The sequence below is a fragment of the Roseibium aggregatum genome (genome assembly GCF_017309185.1).
Lineage (GTDB): Bacteria > Pseudomonadota > Alphaproteobacteria > Rhizobiales > Stappiaceae > Roseibium > Roseibium aggregatum_B.
This window is the reverse complement of the sequence record NZ_JAEKJZ010000004.1, coordinates 17,086-34,285: the sequence shown is the minus strand read 5'-3', so window position 1 is coordinate 34,285 and position 17,200 is coordinate 17,086. Positions and strand designations below refer to the sequence as shown.

Below are 17,200 nucleotides of genomic sequence, written 5' to 3'. Positions count from 1 at the left end.
GGAAAACATGAAACAGTTCAGGAAATTGGTGGCGGCAGCCACCATGCTCGCGGCGGCAGCCGCACCGAGCTTCGCCGCGGACACCATCAAGATCGGCGAAATCAACCACTACAAGCGCCTGGCCGCCTTTGCCGAGCCCTACAAGAAGGGCATCGAACTCGCCGTTGAGGAAATCAACGGTGCCGGAGGCGTGCTCGGCAAGCCTCTGGAATTCATTTTCCGGGACGACAACGGCAAGCCTGGCGACGCGGTCAAGATCGCAGAGGAACTGATGACCCGCGACGGCGCGGTCATGCTGACCGGCACGATCCTGTCCAACATCGGCCTCGCCATCTCTTCCCTCGCCGGTGAAAAAGGCTACATCTATCTCGCCGCCGAACCGCTCGCAGACGCGCTCGTCTGGCAGTCCGGCAACCCCTACACCTTCCGCCTGCGCACCTCGACCTACGTTCAGGCCGCCATGCTGGCTGAGGAAGCCGCCAAGACGGACGCGATCCGCTATGCCACCATCGCGCCGAACTACGCCTACGGCACCGCCGCCGTGGAAGCCTTCAAGGAAAACCTGAAGAAGCTGAAGCCGGAAGTCGAATTCGTCACCGAACAATGGCCGGCGCTCTTCAAGATCGACGCGGGTGCTGAGGTTCAGGCTCTGGAAGCCGCCAAGCCGGACGCGATCTACAACGTGACCTTCGGCACCGACCTGCAGAAATTCGTCCGCGAAGGCACCACGCGCGGCCTGTTCGACGGCCGCAAGGTCTACGGCCTCCTGACCGGCGAACCGGAATATCTCGACCCGCTCGCCGACGAGGCTCCGGAAGGCTGGTTCGTCACCGGGTATCCCTGGTACGGCTTCACCGAAGGCCCGGCCAAGGAATTCGTCGATGCCTATATCGCCGCCTACCCGGATGAAACGCCGAAGATCGGTTCGCTTGTCGGCTACATGACCGCCAAGTCCATCGCCGCCGCCCTCGACAAAGCCGGCTCCACCGAGACCGACGCCATTCTGGCGGCCTTCGAGGATCTGACCGTCGACACGCCGATGGGCGAGATCGTCTATCGCGGCCTCGACAACCAGTCCACCATGGGCGCCTATGTCGGCACCACGGCACTGAAAGACGGCAAGGGCGTGATGGTCGACTGGGAATACAAGAACCCGGTTTCCTACATGCCGAGCGACGACGAAATCAAGGCAATGCGTCCGGCTGAATAAGACCGGCCGAAACCGCGTCCGCCGCCCCTTTGACGCGGCGGCGGACGACATCTTCCCGTTTACCTGGAAAAATAGATCGTCATGGGTCTCTTAGTGGCACAGCTCCTGACCGGGCTGGCAAACGCGGCAGCGCTGTTTCTGGTGGCCTCCGGGCTTTCCCTGATCTTCGGCGTCACCCGTATCGTGAACTTCGCGCACGGGTCCTTCTACATGCTCGGCGCCTATTTCGGCGTCAGCCTGATGGATCATCTGACCGGCGGCTTCGGCTTCTGGACCTCCATCGTGCTCGCCGGGCTCATCGTCGGGCTGATCGGGGTCGTCGTGGAGATCCTTGTCCTGAGGCCGATCTACCGCGCGCCGGAACTGTTCCAGCTCGTTGCGACCTTCGGCGTCATTCTGGTGATCCAGGACCTGACCCTGATGATCTGGGGCGCGGAGGACCAGATGGGGCCGCGCGCGCCGGGACTCAAGTCGGTCGTGCGGATCATGGGCGAACCCGTCCCGCAGTACGATCTCGCGCTGATCGCGATCACACCCTTCATCCTGTTTGCCCTGTGGTGGCTGATCTCCAGGACCCGCGTCGGCATTCTCGTGCGCGCCGCCACCCAGGACCGCGAAATGGTCGGCGCGCTCGGCGTCAATCAGTCCTGGCTGTTCACCGGCGTCTTCTTCCTGGGCTCCACGCTGGCCGGTCTCGGCGGCGCCATTCAGTTGCCCAAGGGCGGCGCCGATCTGCTCATGGATCTCAACATCATCTCCGCCGTGTTCGTGGTCGTCGTGATCGGCGGCATGGGTTCCATCCTGGGGGCCTTCGTCGCTTCGGTCCTCATTTCCGTGCTCAACGTCTTCGGGGTCGCCTATATCCCGCAAAGCACGCTGGTGCTGATGTATGTGGTCATGGCCGTCGTCCTGCTGGTGCGCCCCTACGGCCTCTTCGGCCGCGAGGAAAAGGCCGGTGAGCACGGTCAGGTCGGCGAGCCGGACCGCCCGATCCGCCCGGCGGGCACGCTCGGCAAGAGCCTGGTCGCGCTCCTGATCGCGGTGCTGGCACTGGTTCCGCTTTACGGCGGCAACTTCACCCAGGTTCTGATCACCGACATCCTGATCTTCTGTCTTTTCGCCGCCTCGCTGCAGTTCATGCTCAGCGTCGGCGGTCTCGTCAGCTTCGGTCATGCGGCCTATTTCGGCGGCGGCGCCTATGCGGCGGCGCTTCTGGTCACCTATGCCGACACGCCCATGGAGCTCGCCTTCCTGTTCGCACCGCTGGCCGCGGGCCTGCTCGCCATCGTCTTCGGCTGGTTCTGCATCCGCTTGAGCGGCGTCTATTTCGCCATGCTGACCCTGGCCTTCAGCCAGCTCGTCTGGTCGCTCGTGTTCCAGTGGTACGACGTGACCGGCGGTGACGACGGCCTCGTCAACATCTGGCCGGCGGCGTGGCTTTCCGGAACGACCGCCTACTATTATTTCACGCTGATCGTCGGGATCGGCGGCATAATCCTGCTGCGCCACATCACTCACGCTCCCTTCGGCTACGCGCTGCGCGCCACCCGTGACAGTGCCCGGCAGGCGGAAGCGACCGGCATCAACGTGAAGCTGGTTCAATGGACGGCCTTCGCCACCGCCGGCGCCATGGCCGGGCTCGCGGGTGGTCTCTTCGTCTTCTCCAAGGGCTCGGTCTTCCCGAACGAGCTGGAAATCTCCAAGAGCTTCGACGCGCTGATCGTGGTCTTCCTTGGCGGCGTGAAGACGCTGTCCGGCGGCGTTGTCGGCGCGGCCTTCATGGAAAGCGTCAAGGACTGGCTGACCCGCCTCGAATACTGGCGGCTGATCCTCGGCCTGCTGATCATCTTCGTGGTCATCATCGCGCCTGAAGGCATTGTCGGAACCCTGCGCAAGGCCGCCGAGCGGGTCGGCCTGCGCCGCACAGAGGAGTTCATGCGATGACCTCCGGCACAACGGCACCCGTTCTGCGGGTCGAAAACCTGGTCCGGACCTTCGGCGGCGTGAAGGCCGTCAACGGGGTGAGCTTCGAAGTCATGCCCGGAGAGCTGAAGGCGCTGATCGGCCCGAACGGCGCCGGCAAGTCCACCTGTTTCAACATGCTCATGGGCCAGTTGAAACCGACCGCCGGCAAGGTCTTCCTCAAGGGAGAGGAGATCACCGGCAAGCCGCCCCGCGCGGTCTGGCGCCGGGGCGTCGGGCGCACGTTCCAGATCACTGGCACCTATCAGAGCATGACCGTTGCCGAGAACGTCCAGATGGCGCTCATGTCCCATCACAAGCGCCTGTTCTCGATCCTGCCCCATGCCTACAAGGTCTATCGGGAAGAGGCGATCGAACTGCTCGACGTGGTCGGCATGGCGGATCAGGCGGACCGTGCCTGCGCCATCCTGGCCTATGGCGACCTGAAGCGCCTGGAGCTCGCCATCGCGCTCTCCAACAACCCCCATCTTCTCCTGATGGACGAACCGACCGCCGGCATGGCGCCGAAGGAGCGGATCAACCTGATGCAGCTCACCGCCGACATCGTCCGCGACCGGGGTGTCAGCGTGCTTTTCACGGAACACGACATGGACGTGGTTTTCGCCCATTCCCATCACATCATGGTCCTCAACCGCGGTGAGCTGATCGCCGACGGCAATGTCGAGGAAGTCCGGAACAATCCCAAGGTTCAGGAAGTCTACCTCGGCGGTGGAACCCTCTACAAGCAGGAGCCGGCCGATGCTTGACGTTACCGGCCTGAACAGTTTCTACGCCAAGGCGCATATCCTCAACGATCTCGCCTTCAAGGTGGAGCGCGGCGACGTGGTCGCCCTGCTCGGCCGCAACGGCGCCGGCAAGACCACGACCATGAAATCGATCATGCAGCTCGTGCGTCCGAAGTCCGGCACCGTCACCTTCGAGGGGACCGAAATCACCGGACAGCCGTCCCACAGGGTCGCGCGCATGGGCATCGGCTATGTGCCGGAGGAACGGCGCATCTTCACCGACCTGACCATCCTGGAAAACCTGGAGGTCGGCCGCCAGGACAAGCGCGAAGGCGCGCCGGAATGGACCGTGGAAGCGCTTTTCGAACTCTTCCCGAACCTCTACGAACGGCGTCACAACCGCGGCAAGGCCATGTCGGGCGGCGAGCAGCAGATGCTGACCATCGCGCGAACCCTGATGGGCAATCCCAAGCTACTGCTTCTGGACGAGCCGTCTGAAGGCATCGCGCCGGTGATTGTCGAGCAGATGGCCAAGACCATCCTGTCCTTCAAGAAGGAAGGCCTGACGGTGCTGATTTCCGAACAGAACCTCCATTTCGCCCGGATGGTCGCGGACCGCGCGGTCATCATCGAAGGCGGTGAAAAGAAGTTCGACGGAACCTTTGCCGAGCTTGAAGACCACCCGGAGATCCGCGACGCCTACCTCTCCGTGTAACCGCAAGACCGGCTTTAGAGCAGGACCTCACAGTGACCGACCAGGCCGACAAGACATCGCCGGAACAGACCGAGGACACAGGACCGGGCCCTGTCGGCACGGACAGGCGGCACGGCTACGTCCTTGACGAACAGATCGGCTATCTGCTGCGCAAGGCCTATCAGCGCAATGCGGTTCTCTTTGGAGACAAGGTCAAGGACCTGACCCCGACCCAGTTCGCCGTCATGGCGCGGCTGACTGAACTGGGCTCCGTCTCGCAAAACCAGCTGGGCCGGACCGTCGGGCTCGATGTAGCAACGACCAAGGGCGTTGTGGACAGGCTGTCCGCACAGGGGCTTCTCAGCTCCGAACGCGATCCCAACGACCGGCGCCGGCAGCTCATTTCCCTGACCGACAAGGGCTGGAGCCACTTTGTGACAAACGCGGAGGTTGGCCTCGAGGTTTCTGCCGAAACCCTTGCTCCACTCACCGCATCAGAGCAACGAAACCTGTTGCGGATTCTGAAAAAAATTCAATAAGTTCAGATATTTAATTGCAATTCCCGCAAACCTTAAAGCCTAGGTAACAGCCAAGAAGGCAATGCCGGGCGCTGCCATCTCACCTTGAAGTCAAAAACGGGTGGACAAACCATCTCCTTTGCTCAACTATACCTGTCTACACCTGTCTAATTATCTGTCTATCTGGAGCGCAAATGGTTCAATCCGCCCCGGAGTCCAAATCGGAACGTATAGCCCGGGTTCTCGAAGCGGAGATCCGTTCGGGCACGTTGAACGACGGTGACTCCCTGTCCAGTGAAAAGGCATTGGTGGAACGGTTTTCGGTCTCCCGCACGACGATACGCAAAGGCTTGGGCATCCTCGCCGCCAAGAACCTTATCCGGACCAAGGTCGGCATCGGCTCCTTTGTGACCTTCGGAGGCACGGTGATCGACAGCGGTCCCGGCTGGAGCGTTGCCCTTTCGGATCACAATGCGAATGTCAGCGCCCGGATCCTGAGGATCGCCCGCATGCCGATGGACCTGGAAACACCCGACTCTGCACTTGATGGAGACATTCTGGCCGTCGACCGCATCCGCTTTCGCGAAGAGACCGGAAAGGTTCTCACCCTGGAACGGGCGCGTGTGCCCTGGCGGGACGATCTGTCTCCGGTGCTCGAAAGCGGCCTGGAGCACGGCTCGTTGAGCAAGACCCTTCAAGCCCGCGGCCTGATGCCAGCCAAGGGCGAGGAATGGGCGAACGTTTTGCCCGCCCTGTCGGAAAACGATGCGAGGCTGATGGGCCGGTCGCCGGGAGAACCGATGCTGCGCCTGCAACGATTGACCCGCAGCGCGGATGATCTCGTCGTCGAATACGTGGAAAGCCTGCTCGACCCGACCCTCTTCGGATTGCGGATGACGTTCTGATCATGACCCACGAACCATCGCAACATGAAGCTGGGGAGACCCGCGCGATCGCCGCATTGACCGGCCTCGCCCTCGGGGACGCGCTCGGCATGCCGGCACAGACCATGTCCCGGAACGATATCCGCAGCCACTATGGCGGGATCGAGGGTTTCATCGCGCCTTTCGACGGACATCCGGTCTCGCACGGGTTGTCGGCTTGTCAGGTCACCGACGACACCGAGCAGACACTGCTTCTGGCCGAGCGCCTGATCGGCGATCCAGACGGCTTCGATGATGCCGGTTGGGCCCGGGATCTTCTCGACTGGGAGGCCGGGATCAAGGCCAAGGGGCTTTCGGATCTTCTCGGCCCTTCCTCGCGCGCTGCCATCGACGCTCTCCTGTCCGGGGCATCGCCTCTCGAAACCGGGCGCAAGGGCACGACGAACGGCGCCGCGATGCGCATTGCGCCGGTGGGAATAATGATGCCGGCCGATCCCGAAAGACTTGTCGCGAAAGTGTTCAGCACCTGTCGTGTCACCCACAACACCGGGGAAGCGATCGCAGCCGCATCGGCGGTTGCCATGGTGGTCAGTTGCGGAATCGAGGGCCGATCCTTCGACCGCTGTCTCGATCCGGCCCTTTCGGCCGCGCGCCTCGGTCAGACATTTGGAAACGAGATCGGCGAACGGGACATGGCCGGACGGATCGAGACCGCCCTGAAGCTTGCCGAAAACGGAACCGAGGAAGACCTCGTCTCCCGGATCGGCAGTTCGGTTGCGAGCCGCGAGAGCATTCCCATGGCATTCGGCCTTCTCCGCCTGCATGAAAATACGCCGTGGGACGCCTTGCTGGCGGCGGCAAATATCGGCGACGACACCGACACGATCGCCGCGATCGTCGGCGCCATGGCCGGTGCGACCGGCTGGCAACCGCCGCGCGGCTTCATCGATTTGCTGAATTCCGCCAACAATCTGGAGCTGGCCGAACCGGCAAGGAGGCTCATTGCCCTGCGCGGTCGAGAGGCGGAGAAGGACTGATGGCGAGCCTGCTTCAGATGACCGGTCCGGTCATGGACCTTACCTACCGTGTTAAAGCCCTTCCGGCATCGGGACAGGAGGCTGGCGTCACCGGGTTCTCCATGTCGCCCGGAGGCGGATTCAACCTGCTTGCGGCAGCCCGCGCGGCCGGAATGGAAGCCCGGCTCGGCGGAACGCGCGGCACCGGCCCGTTCGCGTCGCTGGTCGCGAAGGAACTCGAAGCCCTGGGCATCGCCTGCGCGCGAAACCCGCTTGCTGACATGGACCAGGGCTGTTGCACGGTGCTACTTGAACCGGATGGCGAACGCAGTTTCATCGGCTGGCCGGGCGCTGAGGGGCAGGTTACGGCAGAAGCTCTCGGCGAGATCGATCTCGATGGCGTGACCTGGGTAACCCTGTCCGGCTACTCGATCCACTATCCCGGCTCCAGAGAGGCACTCGCCGCGTGGATCGCGGCACTTCCCGCACAGATCCAAGTCATGTTCGATCCTTCTCCGAAAGTCTCCGGCCTTTCGCCCGCGTTTCTGGATCCGATGCTGAAGCGCGCGGACTGGATCAGCGCGAACCTGGACGAGGCTGCGTTTCTCACCGGAACAGCGCTTCCGGACCAGGCGGCCCGCATCCTTTCGGAAAACCGGGCAGGCGCGCTTGTCCGGCTGGGAGCGCAGGGCAGCATCCTCGCCACTGAAGGCCATTGCCACAAGGTCCCGTCCCACAAGGTCGAGGTTCTCGATACGAACGGAGCCGGAGACTGCCACATCGGCAGTTTCGTCGCGGAACTGAGTTTAAGCGGCGATCCCTTACGCGCAGCGCGCTACGCCAACATCGCCGCCGCGCTGTCAGTCACGCGATCGGGTCCGGCCACGCCGCCCAAGCGCCGGGAGGTCCTGGCACACCTTTGAACAAACAACCTCAAGAAGGCCCCGAAGGGCACGAAAGTCACCGAAGAGGAGACACTGATGAAAAACGGAATCCTTTTAATATCCTTTCTCGCGCTCGGCACGGCGGGCGCATGCGCAGATGAAATCCGGGTCCTGAACTGGCAGGGATACGGCACGGATCTCAAATGGTCGGTGGAAGCCTTCGAAGAGGCCACCGGGCATACGGTCGTCCATGAGTATTTCAACTCCGAACAGGAGATGCTGACCAAGCTGCGCACCAATCCCGGCGCCTACGATGTTGTCATGATCAACGCGATCTTCAACGGCCAGGCGGTCGACGAAGACCTGATCGCTGCGATCGACACCTCGAAGCTGGAAAACTATGCTGGAATCCCGCAGACCTTCGCCGCCGATCCGAAACTGGTTCATGACGGTAGTGTCTACGGTGTGCCCTGGACATGGGGTCTGACGTCCTTTGCCTACAACACCCAGTCCTATGACAAGGCGCCGACCTCCATCGAAGCCTTGTGGGACAGTGAGCGCAAAGGCCGCATCGCCATTCGTGACGATGCCGTGGAGGCGGTTCAGTTCGGCGCGCTCGCATCCGGCCAGGATATCAACGACATCCAGGACCTGGACGCCGTCCGGGAAAAGCTCGCCGCACTGATGCCGCTGCTGCGGACCTTCTGGAGCAGTGAAAACGACTGGAACCAGTTCATGGCCGCGGGTGAGCTCGACATCGCGACCTTCTGGTCCGGCTCGGCAAGCCGGTCCGCCGCCCAGGGCCTGCCGGTGGAGTTCGTCGTGCCGGAGGAAGGTGCCATCGGATGGCTCGACAGCCTGACGATCCCGAGCAGTTCCGAGCACAAGGAAGCCGCCGCCCAGTTCATCGACTGGATGATCGATCCCGAGTTCTATGTGAAATGGAACGCGGAAGGCGCGCCGGCATCGGCGAACGCCGAAGCCGCGGCGGCTTTGCCGGAAGACGCGTTCAACCGGAAGGTGCTCGGCGACCCGGCAGTCGCCGCGCGCATCCAGTTCCAGGACCCGATTTCGGATGAGGACCGGGCCCGCTATCTTGAACTGTGGCAGGGCCTCAAGGCCGCCCAGTAGCCTGCATGCCCGGCGTCCGGCCCGACCGACCGGACGCCGGGCTGCAAGACACGTTGACGGCAATCTCGGGAAGGACCGCGAAAGACCATTCGGGTCTTCCCCGGGAGTGACTGCCTCAAACCGAATGGAGGCTTTTCCGCATGGCTGAAGCACTTCTGCCGACGGAGCGGCGGCGGCTCGTCTCGCTTCTGAGCCCGGCCTATCTATGGCTTCTGGTGGCAGTGTTCCTGCCCCTGTCCGCCATGCTTTTTTTCAGCTTCCTGACCGGCCTTCCCCAGGACGATCCCGATTGGGGCGTGACCCTGGCAAACTATGGCAAGTTCTTCCAGAACCCGACCTACCCGGCGCTCCTCTGGAAGTCTCTCAAACTGGGTCTCTGGGTGACGGGCTTCTGTATTCTGATCGGCTATCCCTGCGCCCTAGTTCTGGCGAAATCGATCAAGGGCCGCGCCCGCGAAGCGCTGTTCCTGATGGTGATCCTGCCGTTCTGGTCCAATTCGCTGGTCCGCATCTTCTCGTGGGCAATCGTCCTGCGCGGCAACGGCGTTCTCGAACGGACCCTGAATTTCCTGCTGCCATTCGATGTCAGGCTCAATCTCATGTTCACGCGCGAGGCGGTGGTGATCGGCCTGGTGCACAGCTACCTGCCTTACGTGATCCTGACCAGTTACCTGGCCCTGCAGGCCATTGACGACGATCTCATCGACGCCGCCCGCTCGATGGGGGCTTCGAAGCTCACGATCCTGAGGCGCCTCCTGCTGCCATTGTCGCTGCCCGGTCTCCTGGCCGGTGCGGTGTTGGTGTTCGTTCCGGTCGTCGGCTCCTTCATGGAACCCCGGATCCTTGGCGGGCGGTTGGGCACCTACTACGGCACCGTCATCGAGGATCAGTTCGTCGCGGTTTACAACTGGCCGCTCGGCGCAGCGCTGTCGTTCATCCTGCTCGCCGTGGTGCTTCTGATCCTTGCCCTGACCAGCCCCGTTTTGAAGAGGGCGCGCACATGAGACGAAATTTTCTAGGGTTGCTCGGAAAGGCCTGGCTGGCGCTTATTCTCGTTTTTCTCTACGCGCCCATCCTGGTGATGGCGGCCATGTCCTTCAACGCATCGCCTTTCTACCAGCTGCCCTTCGAGTTTTCCGGCGCCTGGTACCAGGACATGATGGCGAACGAACAGATCTTCACCGCGGCGGCCCGATCCGTTCTGATCGCCGCCGCGACCACCGTGCTGGCAACGGCCTTCGGCACCTCGGCTTCGATCGCGCTGTTCAGGTATGATTTCCGCGGCAAACGGATCCTGCAGGTGCTGCTGTTTCCGCCGATCGCGATACCCTGGCTGATCACCGGAACGGCAATGCTGATCTTCTTTTTCACCATCGGCATCGGAAGGGGAACGCCTGCCGTGCTGATCGGCCATGTGGCGCTCGCCTTGCCCTATGTCATCGTGACCGTCTCGGCGAGGCTTTCGAGTTTCGACATCACGCTGGAAGAGGCAGCGCGGTCCATGGGCGCCTCGTCGTGGACCGTCTTGCGCCGCGTGACCCTTCCCTGGATTGCTCCGGGGATTGTCGCGGGCGGGCTGTTCGCCTTCGCCGTCAGTTTCGACCAGTTCGTGGTGAGCTATTTTCTCTCCAAACCGGGCGACACCACCCTGCCGGTGCTGATCTACACGTCGATCCGGAAAGGGTTCACACCGGAGATCAACGCCGTCTCCACGATAATCATTGTCCTGTCCATGGCGGTCATGTTCCTGGCCGCCCGCTACTCCCGGTTCGGAGGAGAACGCTGATGTCGCGCGTCGAAGTATCCAATGTGACGATGGAGTTCGGCCAGACCACGGCCCTGGACGATGTCTCCATAGCTTTCGAGGACGGCGGTTTTTTCGCGCTTCTGGGCCCATCCGGTTCGGGCAAGACCACGCTGTTGAGAACGATCGCAGGCTTCTACTTTCCCAAGTCGGGCACTATTCGTATCGGGGACAGAAATGTTGAATCCGTTCCGGTCGAAAAGCGCGACATCGGGATGATGTTTCAGAATTACGCGCTGTTTCCGAACATGAGCGTCGCCGACAACATCGGCTTCGGCCTGCGCGTCAGGAAGGTTCCCGCGGCCGAGGAGAAGAAGCGGATCAGCGAGGCCCTGGATCTCGTTCAGCTAGGAGCGCTGGCCAACCGGCGGCCCAGCCAGCTCTCGGGCGGACAGCGCCAGAGAGTCGCGCTCGCCCGGGCAATCGTCACCAATCCCAAGGTGCTGCTGCTGGACGAACCCCTTTCAGCCCTGGACAAGACGCTCAGGGTCGACATGCAAATCGAGCTCAAGCGCATTCAACGCGAAGTCGGGATCACGACGATCTTTGTCACCCATGACCAGGAAGAAGCCCTCACCCTTTCCGACCGCATCGGAATTCTGCGCAACGGACGGATTGTACAGGCCGGTCCGCCGCGCGAGGTCTACGACCGTCCTGTCGACGAATTCACCGCGGGCTTTCTCGGCGAGGCGAACTGGCTGAGCGCTTCGCTTCTTGAAGACCTCACTCTTCCCGCGCAAGTCGACGGCCACCGGTTCGGCACGCGTCCGGAGGCCTTGCGCATAAGCGCCGATACGCCTGACGCCGGACAGAACGCCGTCAGGGGCCAGGTCCGGCAACGCATATTCGCCGGAGCAATGGCGACATGCCTCATTGACGTCGGCGGCAGTCAGTGGAAGCTGATTGCTCGTGACCGCGATATTCCTGAATTGCCCGGCGACGGGCAGGTCTGGGTAAGCTGGTCTCCGGAGGATACGCTCGTGGTGCGCGCATGAACGACTGGCTTTTGATCGTGGATATGCAGCCGGCTTTCGGCGATCCCGAAAGCCCCTGGTATACGCCGGGCTACGAGGCCTGCGCGGAACGCATCGATGACCTCGTCGCGGCGTTCGGAACCCGCGTAACCTTCACGCGTTTCCTGCCTCCCGAACGGCCGGAGGGTGCCTGGATCCCCTACTACCGTTCCTGGCCCTTCGCCCTTGCCCCCGAGAACCAATGGCTCTGGGAGGTGGACTCCCGCTGGCAGGGGTATGTTGCCGTTGCAGGAAGCAGGTTCGCGAAGTGGCGCGAAGCGTCTCCTCTCGTGCCGAAGGACGCTACGCTTGTCATCTGCGGTGTTGCCACCGACTGCTGCGTTCTCGGCACGGCACTGGAAGCGGTGGATGACGGACGCCATGTGCGCCTCGTCACCGATGCCTGCGCCGCCGGCACCGATGCATTGCACGAAGCCGCCATCACGGTGATGCGCGGCCGCACCGATATGCTGGACGTCACCACAACGGCAAGGGAGCTTGAGGTTCACGATACGAAATAGCAGGGATTTCGGGCACCACGGAATACGGCCACCTGCCCGCCCCTGTCAGAGGTCGCTCTCAAGCAGCATGAGCGGCGTTCCGTCTACCGGATTGGTTATCACCTGCGACCGCACTCCGAAGACAGCATCCATCGCCTCCCCGGTCACGACAGAACGGGTGTCCCCTTCCGCCTTGACCCTTCCACCTTTCAGAAGAACCAGCCTGTCGGCGTACTGAGCGGCCTGGTTGATATCGTGCAGGACCGCCACAACAGTCCGTCCGTTCTCTTTGACAAGGCGGCGAAGCAGGCTGAGGATCTCGACCTGATGCGCAATGTCCAGAAAGGTCGTCGGTTCGTCCAGCAGCAGAACCGGCGTTTGCTGCGCGAGGACCATGGCAATCCATGCACGCTGTTTCTGTCCACCCGAAAGCGAATCCAGCGGACGCTCCGCCAGATCCGCCAGCCCGGTCAGATCCAGGGCTGCCCGGCAGGCGTGTGTGTCTTGCGGGGTCCAGCGGCTGAACAGGCCCCGGTGCGGATACCTGCCCTGACGCACAAGATCTTCCACGCTCAGGCCTTCCGGCGCCGAGGGGCCTTGAGGCAATATTCCGACCAGCTGGGCCAGCCGCTTGGCGGAAAAGGACGACACCGGTGCCCCCTGCAGTTCAACGGCGCCCTCGGTCAGTGGCAAAAACCCCGCCAACGCCTTGAGCAGGGTCGACTTGCCACTGCCGTTCGGACCCGCCAGGACGGTGAAAGTGCCGCTTTTGATTCCGAGGCAGAGCGCCTCGATGACTTTGGCCTGCTGCCCGTAGCCGGCGGTCACGGACCGGGCTTCAAGCGCGATCTCCATATCGGTATCAAATTCTCGCATTGCGGCGTTTCCAAAGCAGAAAGGCAAAAAACGGCGCCCCGATCAGGACAATCATGAGCCCTGCAGGCAGTTGCGCGGGCGCGATCACAGTTCGCCCGACCAGATCCGCACCCAACAGCAACGAGGCGCCGACAAGCGCGGCGGCCGGCAGAACCCTGCAGTGCCTGTGACCCGTCAGACGGCGCGCTATGTGGGGAGCGATCAGCCCCACGAAGCCGATCAGCCCCGCCGCCGCGACGGCTGCGGCCGAAATCAGCGAACAAAGGAGCACCATTGCGGCCCGGGCGGCCTGTACGCGCATCCCGAGACCGGAGGCGGACATATCGTCGAAGCTCATCAGATCCAGCTCCCGATGCGCGAGCAGAACCATGATGAACGCGGGCAGCAGCCAGACAGCGAGAACGTGGACCTTGTCCCAATTTGCATTCCAGACGCTGCCGGCAAGCCACGTTTGAGCGCTTTGAACGGTAGTCAAATCCCCGAACAGCGAGATGAAACTCGACGCGGCCCCGGCCATGGAGCTGAGCCCGATGCCAATAAGAATGATGCGGATCGAAGAGGCCCCGCTGCGCCAGGACAGGACATAGATCAGAGCCGCCATGCCAAGAGCACCCGCGAAGGCGGAAAAGGACACCAGCGCAGGGTCCGATCGCTCAAAGAACACGATGACCAGCAGCGCCGCCAGCGCAGCGCCGCTGTTGATGCCTAGAAGTCCGGGTTCGGCCAGGGGATTCCGCATGACGGTCTGGGAAACCGAACCGGCAACGGCAAGCGCGGCTCCGACGATCGCCGCCAGGACGATGCGGGGCAACCTGAATTCGCGGACGATCATAAGCGTAACCGCATCGCTTTCGTCCGGCTTGAAAACCGCCGCAGCGATCTGTGGCACGGCGATCTGCTGGTCACCGAGCATGAGCCCGGTCAGAGACAGAACGGCGATTGCCGTGGCGAAAATCGTGACCGTTCGGATCAATTGTTTCCCCGCAGCCTGTTGCGCGCCAGATAGACGAAGAAAGGAGCTCCCAGAACCGCCATCGTTATTCCCACCGGAATCGTGCGTTCGGGAAACACCGCCCGAAGCAGATTGTCGCCTAGCAGGACGAGCAGGGCACCGCCAAGGGCGCTGACCGGGATGACCCGCCGGTAATCGGACCCGGCCAGCATTCGCGCCATATGCGGGATGACCAGACCGACAAAACCGATCGGTCCGGCCATCGCCACGGCGCTGCCGGCCAGCAGAGCCACGATTGCGCCCGAAACGATCCGCCAGAGAGCCAGATTCTGGCCGACGGTCCGGGCAACATCGGCCCCCAGGCTCATGGTGGTAATCTGGCGGGAAAACAGCAGCGCCGCGGCCAGCCCCGTAACGATATAGGGCAGGACCCCCAGGACGTTCGACATCGGCCGGTTCGCCAGTGACCCCACCGACCAAAGCCTGATGCTGTCGATAGTCGTTGCGTCGAAAATCAGGATCGACGTCGTCATGGCGGACACGAACGCCGAGAAGACCGCCCCGGCCAGCGCAAGCTTCAGGGGCGTTGCGCCACCAAAACCGATCGATCCGATCGCATAGACCAGCCCGCCCGCGACGCCCGCGCCGGCGAAGGCGACCCAGACGTATCCCCGTGCCGGCAAATCGTCGAGGAAAACAAGTGCGAGCACGACCGCAAAGGCAGCCCCCGCGTTCACACCGAGCAAACCCGGTGACGCCAGCGGGTTGTTCGTCACGGCCTGCATCAGAGCACCCGCCACCGCCAGCGATGCCCCCGCCAGTATGGCGGCCAGAATACGCGGCAGGCGGACGGTCGTCACAACGATATGATCCCTTGAGCCGTCGAACTCGAACAGCGCCCGATAGACATCCGGCAGACCGATATCGCTGGTGCCGACCACCATCGCCCAGAGTGCGGTCAGGACCACCGCGGAAGCCAGCACGACGAGACCCGCCATCGGACGGCCTGCTCTCGACAGGCCGGATCTGCGCGGGTGCCGCGCCTGGCTCCGGGCTGTATCGCTCATTGCGAACCGATGATGTATTTCTCGACATCGTCGAGAACCCGGTTGGCGGACTCCACACCGCTGAACTCCATCCAGGTTCCGGCATCCACGCGGTGGACCCGGCCGGCCTGCACGGCCGGCAGCATCTGCCAGAGCGGATTCGCAATCACTTCCTCGTGGCGACCGCTGGTTGCGCTGTCGTTCGCGCCACCGACGATGTAAAGCAGCGTCCCCGCATCGAGTTTCTCGAGAGTTTCCCAATCGGGGCGCTTCAGCGAGAGAGAAACGTCGTCCGTCGTCTCATAGGCAGTTCTTTTCACGCCCAGGTCGCGCAAGATCGCGAACGGTCCATAGGCATTGGGAGCATCCAGATAGACCTGAAAGTCCCAGGGTGTGATGCGCACGATTGAGACCACCTCGTTCGGAATCCGGGACCGCATCGCCTCCACGCGCTGCTCATAACCCTTGAAATTCGCAGCAAGCCGGTCTTCGGCACCGGTGATGCGGGCAACCGCCGCATAGTAGGATTTCCAGTCCTCGGTGGAGATCAGCACCGTCGGTGCGATGCGCGACGCCATTTCGTAGGCCGCCTCACCGGCCAAGGCACTGCCGATAATCAGGTCGGGTTGAAGGGAAATCACCTTTTCAAGGCTTGGCTGGGTGAACGCCCCAAGATCCGTAACCCCCTCGTCGACTGCCTTTGCCTGCAGAGCCACGTCGCTCATGCCGAACAACGGGCTACCGACCACGGGGAGTCCGAGTTCCAGGCTCATGCCCAGGGTGAACGTCGGATCGAGTACGACGATCCGCTTGGGCTTCAGGGGCACGCAGACCGGCGATCGCAGCAAGTCCTCCCCTTCGACAATACGGCCGGCGCAAGCGCGTGCCGGAGAGCAGAGAACCAGAACCAGGAGCATCGCACAGCAGGCAAGGCCTAAACGGGCACGGATTCCCAAATCGTTAGCAAGCCTCGTTCTCCTGGCTTTGATTGGAGTTCTCACTGTCACGATCCTTGTGCTGACGTCAGGCTTGCGCGCATCCCTTCGATCAGGATGCGATCCCGGCTCTGGCGGTCCCGCAAAACGCAGGTGGAGCAGAAGTAGCCGGTGCTGGAGGTATAGAAGCGGCAGCAGCCGCCTCGGGCGCGAAAGGTCCGTTGCATCATAACCGTGTCATGGTTGTCCTGATCGCGCAGCTGAAGCTCGAAAAAATGAAGCTGCTTGTTGTTGAGAGGCGACCCCGGTTCCTTGAGCAACGCAAGAGCCATTTTCCGTGCGGATATCTCATCCGAGAACCGCCGGCCGGCTTCCAGGAAAACCGACGCCACGGAGTCCGCAGCCAGCCGCCACAAGGCACTTCGCGCCAGACCGGATTTCGCACTCAGCACCTCGATCAAGGACACCAGATGCGCTTCCACACCCTTCCGGACCGCGTTCAGAAAAAGGGCCTCATCGGAATAAGACTCGGCGTCCTCATGGGCAGAATAAAGGGTATTCACGGTCATGAATCGTGTCGACGAAAGCCGAACCTTCACCCTGGGAGACGAGACAGGGCTATCGTTCACGCCTTCGTTTTCATCTCCGCCGCCGCCCTGCATCAGATAAACCGTCGAGGCACTCAAATCCGGAAAGACGTTGAAACCGACGAGCATCGGCACGAACACCACCGAAAGCAGATTGCAGTAGCCGATCGTGAGGTAAGCCGCCTGAGCTTTGAGGTCGAGATCCGGTGTGGACAAGGCCTGCCGGGCAAGCAGCATGTCCACGAGCGGCGAGGTCCGGAAGACCTCCGACGCCGAAAGCCAGCCGGCTTCCGGCTGGCCAATTGAAGTTTGAGGCGTTTTCCAGAGGCGGTTCTGCTCCGATACCGCCCTTTCGAGCGGATGCGCGTGGTCCGGTTTGTCCGCCCCCACCTCAATCGGCGTCTTCATCTTCATCGCAATGTCCATGGCTGAGGAACACGGG

At 62.5% G+C, this 17,200-nt stretch carries 18 protein-coding genes; 13 read left to right on the top strand and 5 right to left on the bottom strand.

The genetic code is table 11. The annotated features are described in order from the left end of the window. Window positions 1-7 precede the first annotated feature (7 nt). The 13 genes from JF539_RS17900 (at window position 8) to JF539_RS17840 (ending at window position 12,383) form a co-directional block, all read left to right on the top strand. Window positions 8-1,210, top strand: coding sequence for an ABC transporter substrate-binding protein (locus JF539_RS17900; RefSeq protein WP_207142090.1), 1,203 nt, complete (start codon window positions 8-10; stop codon window positions 1,208-1,210). An 81-nt stretch (window positions 1,211-1,291) separates the two neighbouring features. Continuing rightward, window positions 1,292-3,154, top strand: a complete 1,863-nt coding sequence (locus tag JF539_RS17895) for an ABC transporter permease (RefSeq protein ID WP_207142089.1) — start codon at window positions 1,292-1,294, stop codon at window positions 3,152-3,154. After that, entirely contained in the window at window positions 3,151-3,939 is a 789-nt protein-coding gene (locus tag JF539_RS17890; protein ID WP_207142088.1) for an ABC transporter ATP-binding protein, read from the top strand. Before JF539_RS17895 ends, JF539_RS17890 begins: the two co-directional genes overlap by 4 nt. Next, window positions 3,932-4,633: an ABC transporter ATP-binding protein gene (locus JF539_RS17885; RefSeq protein WP_207142087.1), complete on the top strand. Its 702-nt coding sequence runs from the start codon at window positions 3,932-3,934 to the stop codon at window positions 4,631-4,633. Before JF539_RS17890 ends, JF539_RS17885 begins: the two co-directional genes overlap by 8 nt. Window positions 4,634-4,665: 32 nt before the next feature. Then, on the top strand, window positions 4,666-5,151 hold the full coding sequence (locus JF539_RS17880; protein ID WP_207142086.1) for a MarR family winged helix-turn-helix transcriptional regulator: 486 nt from the start codon (window positions 4,666-4,668) through the stop codon (window positions 5,149-5,151). Between the two features lie 173 nt (window positions 5,152-5,324). Beyond that, window positions 5,325-6,035, top strand: a complete 711-nt coding sequence (locus JF539_RS17875) for a GntR family transcriptional regulator (RefSeq protein WP_207142085.1) — start codon at window positions 5,325-5,327, stop codon at window positions 6,033-6,035. A gap of 2 nt (window positions 6,036-6,037) precedes the next feature. Next, window positions 6,038-7,051, top strand: a complete 1,014-nt coding sequence (locus JF539_RS17870) for an ADP-ribosylglycohydrolase family protein (protein WP_207142084.1) — start codon at window positions 6,038-6,040, stop codon at window positions 7,049-7,051. Beyond that, a complete protein-coding gene (locus tag JF539_RS17865; RefSeq protein WP_207142083.1) occupies window positions 7,051-7,953 on the top strand; it encodes a PfkB family carbohydrate kinase in 903 nt (300 codons plus the stop codon). Before JF539_RS17870 ends, JF539_RS17865 begins: the two co-directional genes overlap by 1 nt. Window positions 7,954-8,010: 57 nt before the next feature. Beyond that, window positions 8,011-9,045 carry an ABC transporter substrate-binding protein gene (locus JF539_RS17860; protein WP_207142082.1) on the top strand — a complete coding sequence of 345 codons (1,035 nt, stop codon included), beginning with the start codon at window positions 8,011-8,013 and terminating at the stop codon, window positions 9,043-9,045. Between the two features lie 140 nt (window positions 9,046-9,185). Then, window positions 9,186-10,049 carry an ABC transporter permease gene (locus JF539_RS17855; RefSeq protein ID WP_207142081.1) on the top strand — a complete coding sequence of 288 codons (864 nt, stop codon included), beginning with the start codon at window positions 9,186-9,188 and terminating at the stop codon, window positions 10,047-10,049. Then, window positions 10,046-10,831 carry an ABC transporter permease gene (locus tag JF539_RS17850; RefSeq protein WP_207142080.1) on the top strand — a complete coding sequence of 262 codons (786 nt, stop codon included), beginning with the start codon at window positions 10,046-10,048 and terminating at the stop codon, window positions 10,829-10,831. The genes JF539_RS17855 and JF539_RS17850 overlap by 4 nt, the downstream gene beginning before the upstream one ends. Further along, window positions 10,831-11,844 (top strand): ABC transporter ATP-binding protein, encoded by a 1,014-nt coding sequence (locus JF539_RS17845; protein ID WP_207142079.1) that lies wholly within the window; start codon window positions 10,831-10,833, stop codon window positions 11,842-11,844. Before JF539_RS17850 ends, JF539_RS17845 begins: the two co-directional genes overlap by 1 nt. After that, on the top strand, window positions 11,841-12,383 hold the full coding sequence (locus JF539_RS17840) for a cysteine hydrolase family protein (protein ID WP_207142078.1): 543 nt from the start codon (window positions 11,841-11,843) through the stop codon (window positions 12,381-12,383). Before JF539_RS17845 ends, JF539_RS17840 begins: the two co-directional genes overlap by 4 nt. A 45-nt stretch (window positions 12,384-12,428) precedes the next feature. Here the strand turns inward: JF539_RS17840 and JF539_RS17835 are convergent, their stop codons facing one another. From JF539_RS17835 to JF539_RS17815, 5 genes are all read right to left on the bottom strand, one after another. Beyond that, entirely contained in the window at window positions 12,429-13,238 is an 810-nt protein-coding gene (locus JF539_RS17835) for an ABC transporter ATP-binding protein (protein WP_209017403.1), read from the bottom strand. After that, window positions 13,225-14,211, bottom strand: a complete 987-nt coding sequence (locus JF539_RS17830) for a FecCD family ABC transporter permease (protein WP_207142077.1) — start codon at window positions 14,209-14,211, stop codon at window positions 13,225-13,227. Before JF539_RS17830 ends, JF539_RS17835 begins: the two co-directional genes overlap by 14 nt. Next, a complete protein-coding gene (locus JF539_RS17825; protein WP_207142076.1) occupies window positions 14,208-15,257 on the bottom strand; it encodes a FecCD family ABC transporter permease in 1,050 nt (349 codons plus the stop codon). Before JF539_RS17825 ends, JF539_RS17830 begins: the two co-directional genes overlap by 4 nt. Further along, window positions 15,254-16,084, bottom strand: coding sequence for an iron-siderophore ABC transporter substrate-binding protein (locus JF539_RS17820; protein WP_207142075.1), 831 nt, complete (start codon window positions 16,082-16,084; stop codon window positions 15,254-15,256). Before JF539_RS17820 ends, JF539_RS17825 begins: the two co-directional genes overlap by 4 nt. Window positions 16,085-16,239: 155 nt before the next feature. Beyond that, complete coding sequence (locus tag JF539_RS17815) at window positions 16,240-17,172, bottom strand: hypothetical protein (protein WP_207142074.1); 933 nt, start codon at window positions 17,170-17,172, stop codon at window positions 16,240-16,242. Between the last annotated feature and the right edge of the window lie 28 nt (window positions 17,173-17,200).

Bases quoted from the DNA above. Each gene is read 5' to 3' on its own strand.
- JF539_RS17875 (WP_207142085.1), top strand. From the start codon at position 5,325: ATGGTTCAATCCGCCCCGGAGTCCAAATCGGAACGTATAGCCCGGGTT.
- JF539_RS17870 (WP_207142084.1), top strand. From the start codon at position 6,038: ATGACCCACGAACCATCGCAACATGAAGCTGGGGAGACCCGCGCGATC.
- JF539_RS17900 (WP_207142090.1), top strand. From the start codon at position 8: ATGAAACAGTTCAGGAAATTGGTGGCGGCAGCCACCATGCTCGCGGCG.
- JF539_RS17850 (WP_207142080.1), top strand. From the start codon at position 10,046: ATGAGACGAAATTTTCTAGGGTTGCTCGGAAAGGCCTGGCTGGCGCTT.
- JF539_RS17890 (WP_207142088.1), top strand. From the start codon at position 3,151: ATGACCTCCGGCACAACGGCACCCGTTCTGCGGGTCGAAAACCTGGTC.
- JF539_RS17815 (WP_207142074.1), bottom strand. From the start codon at position 17,172: ATGAAGATGAAGACGCCGATTGAGGTGGGGGCGGACAAACCGGACCAC.
- JF539_RS17885 (WP_207142087.1), top strand. From the start codon at position 3,932: ATGCTTGACGTTACCGGCCTGAACAGTTTCTACGCCAAGGCGCATATC.
- JF539_RS17840 (WP_207142078.1), top strand. From the start codon at position 11,841: ATGAACGACTGGCTTTTGATCGTGGATATGCAGCCGGCTTTCGGCGAT.
- JF539_RS17845 (WP_207142079.1), top strand. From the start codon at position 10,831: ATGTCGCGCGTCGAAGTATCCAATGTGACGATGGAGTTCGGCCAGACC.
- JF539_RS17895 (WP_207142089.1), top strand. From the start codon at position 1,292: ATGGGTCTCTTAGTGGCACAGCTCCTGACCGGGCTGGCAAACGCGGCA.
- JF539_RS17860 (WP_207142082.1), top strand. From the start codon at position 8,011: ATGAAAAACGGAATCCTTTTAATATCCTTTCTCGCGCTCGGCACGGCG.
- JF539_RS17855 (WP_207142081.1), top strand. From the start codon at position 9,186: ATGGCTGAAGCACTTCTGCCGACGGAGCGGCGGCGGCTCGTCTCGCTT.
- JF539_RS17825 (WP_207142076.1), bottom strand. From the start codon at position 15,257: ATGAGCGATACAGCCCGGAGCCAGGCGCGGCACCCGCGCAGATCCGGC.
- JF539_RS17865 (WP_207142083.1), top strand. From the start codon at position 7,051: ATGGCGAGCCTGCTTCAGATGACCGGTCCGGTCATGGACCTTACCTAC.
- JF539_RS17835 (WP_209017403.1), bottom strand. From the start codon at position 13,238: ATGCGAGAATTTGATACCGATATGGAGATCGCGCTTGAAGCCCGGTCC.